Source organism: Desertibacillus haloalkaliphilus, from assembly GCF_019039105.1.
Taxonomy (GTDB): domain Bacteria; phylum Bacillota; class Bacilli; order Bacillales; family KJ1-10-99; genus Desertibacillus; species Desertibacillus haloalkaliphilus.
Genome location: NZ_JAHPIV010000568.1, coordinates 1 through 333, shown reverse-complemented (window position 1 = coordinate 333; position 333 = coordinate 1). Strand labels below are relative to the sequence as shown.

The 333-nt window shown below is 37.8% G+C and carries 1 protein-coding gene; it reads right to left on the bottom strand.

What is annotated here, in order from left to right; all coding sequences use genetic code 11:
* Positions 1-333, bottom strand: a 333-nt coding sequence (gene atpH, locus KH400_RS23310) for an ATP synthase F1 subunit delta (RefSeq protein ID WP_217228697.1), incomplete at both ends; no start/stop codon positions are given.

The following is a 333-nucleotide window of genomic DNA, read 5'->3' as shown; positions in this document are numbered from 1 at the left end:
CCCCAATACGGATCTTAATTCCGCCGATTAACTCTGAATCAACGATGTTTTTTAATTCAAGCTTTGACTTCTTTGCCTTTTTCGCAAATACCTTTGCGATATGATCTTGCTCTTTCTCAGTTAATGGCTTAGTCGAATACACGATCGCTTCAGCCATATCTTGAGCCTCGTAAGCTAATTCTTTATATTTATTTACCATTGGAACAAGGATATCTGTTCGTTTACGGTCAATTAACATAAGAAGTGCATTTAAGCTCACGTCGCTTAAGCCTTTAAAGCTTTCTTTGATAAAAGCTTGCTTCTGTGCAACGGTCACTTTCGGATGAGTTAAGA